Below are 2,424 nucleotides of genomic sequence, written 5' to 3' on the forward strand. Positions count from 1 at the left end.
CAGGCGCTTGCCGAGCTCCGGCGCGATGGTGCGCGCCACCAGGTCGACGCTGCCGCCGGCGGTGTAGCCCACCACCAGCGAGATCGGCCTGGCGGGCCAGCCCGCCGCGCCGGCGACACCGGCAAGCAGGCACAAGGACGCGGCGGCGGCCGCGCGCAGCAGTTTGTTCATGGCTCTCTCCCTTCGTGGATTCGTGGTCTCGCCGCCGTGCGCATGTATGGATATGCGGATATGGCGATGTGCGGCGATCTTAGAGAGCGGGCGGGCGCAGCAACGTGCGGCTTTGGCAACGGCGCTTGCCGAATCGGCAAGGCGGCGCGGGAAAAGGAAAAAGCTAGGCGGCGGTGGCGGCGCGCCAGAAGGCCTCGGCCAGCGCGCGCATGGGCGCGCGCGTGCGATAGAGCAGGATCTGCATGGCGAGGTCGGACTCGCCGCCGGCCTCCAGCCCCGCGCGCACCAGGCGCCCGGCATGGAGGTCGTCGGCGATCAGCCGCGCCGGCAGCCACGCCAGGCCCATGCGCTGGCGCACCATCTCGTGCACCGATTCGGGGAAATCGCTCACCGCGATCACGTCCAGGCGCGCGGCCAGCCGGCGCCGCGCGATCTCGCCGTCGACCATGCGGCCCAGCGTGAGCGTCTCGGCATACGCGATCATCGGCACCGGCGCGTGCCGGCCGCGCGCCTGCAGCTTGTACTGCGGGCCGCCGCCGGGCGCCGCGGCGCTCACGCAGACCAGCCGCTCCTCGCCGGCGAGATAGCGCTGGTAGCGCGCCTCGTCCAGCGTCACCGGCTGCTCGGGCGAGTTGTAGCAGAGCAGGAAGTCGGCGTCGCCCTCGGTGAACATGGCCAGCGCGTCGTGCGTGGGGAACGTCGACAGGCGCGTGCGGAAGCCCGCCGCCACCGGGTCGTGGCGCAGCGCGTGGCGCAGGCCCGCCAGCCACGCCGGCACCATCGAGCGCGCCAGCGTCTTGCCGGTGGCGATCACCACCGTGCTGGCATCGGCGCGGTGCGCCGCGCGCAGCGACAGGCGCGCCTCGTCCAGCGTGCGCAGCGCGTCCCCGGCGGCTTCGAGGAACTGGCGGCCTTCGTCGGTCAGGCGCACCGGGAACACGCTGCGGTCGATCAGCGGCGCGCCGGCCCACACTTCCAGCGCCTGCATGCGGCGCCCGAACGCGGGCGGCGTGACGTTGCGCAGCTCGGCCGCGCGCGCGAGGCTGCCGGCCTGGGCCAGGCACACGAAATCCTCGAGCCAGCGGATATGCATGGGAAGGTGCGGTGAAGTTGACGGTCGATGAAGCGGCGCGGACATTGTAGCGGCATGCCGGCACCATGCAGGCTTCTCCTGGACACCGCGCGGGCACCATACGTGTGCCATACATGGGCCATACGGGCGCCGCGCGAGTCGGGTAGAATTTTTCGCATGGCCCTCTTCAAGCGCAGCGCCGCGTCCTCCTCCAGTTCCCCGCCGGACAGTGCCTCGGGCAATGCGCCGGGCAATGCGCCGAGAAGCGCGCCAGGAAGCGCGAAACCGAGAAGCGCGAAAGACGGCGCGACAGGCGGCGCGCCCGCCGAGTACACCATCGACGAACTCGCGCGCGCGGCCGGCACCACGGTGCGCAACGTGCGCTCCTACCAGGACCGCGGCCTGATCGACCCGCCCGAGCGGCGCGGCCGCGTCGGCATCTACACGCAGGCGCACCTGGGCCGCCTGCGCCTGATCAACCACCTGCTGGCGCGCGGCTACACGCTCAACAACATCCAGGAACTGCTCAAGGCCATCGTCGAGGGCCACGACCTGCGCTCCATCCTCGGACTGGAATCCGCCATCGCCAGCCCGTGGACCGACGAAGTGCCGCGGCACTACTCCTACCTCGCGCTGGCCAGGCTGTTCGGCCGCGCGGTGTCGCGCCCGGCGCTGGCCAAGGCCATCGCGCTGGGGCTGCTGGAGCCGGACGGCATGGGCTACCTCGCGCGCAGCCCGCGCACGCTGGCCGCCGGCGCCGAAATCGCGCGCGCGGGTTTCCCGATCGAGGACGTGCTCGCCATCATCGAACATGCGCGCGGGCATTTCGAAGCGGTGTCGGACCGCATCGTGGCGATGGTGGTGCGCGAGCTGGACCGCTTCGGCGAAGGCAAGCTGCCACCGCCGCAGGACGTGCCGCGGCTGGTGGACATCCTCTGGCGTATCCGCCCGCTGGCGATGGTGGCGGTGGAAGCGGAGATGATGCGGGCGCTGGAGTTGTCAGCGAACAAGTATCTTGGAGATCGGGTGGCGGCGATTATTGAGCATTTGCATGATGGGGAGGGGCGGGCCTGAGCGGCTGGGCTTTTTTTGGTTATTTGGTTTTTTAAGACAAAGGCTTTAAAGAATTAAAGTCAGATTCAAAGGCTTAACTTCAAGGTCAACGGCTGAACGTCAAAGTC

The 2,424-nt window shown here is 69.9% G+C and carries 2 protein-coding genes and 1 pseudogene; 1 reads left to right on the plus strand and 2 read right to left on the minus strand.

Annotated features, from left to right (window positions below; genetic code table 11):
• Together K206_RS38820 and K206_RS0120255 are read right to left on the minus strand one after the other, a co-directional pair.
• A pseudogene (locus K206_RS38820) lies at nucleotides 1–171 on the minus strand (tripartite tricarboxylate transporter substrate binding protein); the annotation flags it as partial.
• Nucleotides 172–334: 163 nt separating this feature from the next.
• The gene (locus tag K206_RS0120255) at nucleotides 335–1,264 is read right to left on the minus strand and encodes a LysR family transcriptional regulator (protein WP_020204217.1); all 930 of its coding nucleotides are present in this window, start codon (nucleotides 1,262–1,264) and stop codon (nucleotides 335–337) included.
• A gap of 156 nt (nucleotides 1,265–1,420) precedes the next feature.
• Here K206_RS0120255 and K206_RS0120260 point away from each other — a divergent pair, with 156 nt between their 5' ends.
• A complete protein-coding gene (locus K206_RS0120260; RefSeq protein WP_020204218.1) occupies nucleotides 1,421–2,317 on the plus strand; it encodes a MerR family transcriptional regulator in 897 nt (298 codons plus the stop codon).
• The last annotated feature ends 107 nt before the right edge of the window (nucleotides 2,318–2,424 follow it).

It is taken from the genome of Cupriavidus sp. WS, assembly GCF_000395345.1.
GTDB classification, from domain to species: Bacteria; Pseudomonadota; Gammaproteobacteria; order Burkholderiales; family Burkholderiaceae; genus Cupriavidus; species Cupriavidus basilensis_B.

Bases quoted from the DNA above. Each gene is read 5' to 3' on its own strand.
- K206_RS0120255 (WP_020204217.1), bottom strand. From the start codon at position 1,264: ATGCATATCCGCTGGCTCGAGGATTTCGTGTGCCTGGCCCAGGCCGGC.
- K206_RS0120260 (WP_020204218.1), top strand. From the start codon at position 1,421: ATGGCCCTCTTCAAGCGCAGCGCCGCGTCCTCCTCCAGTTCCCCGCCG.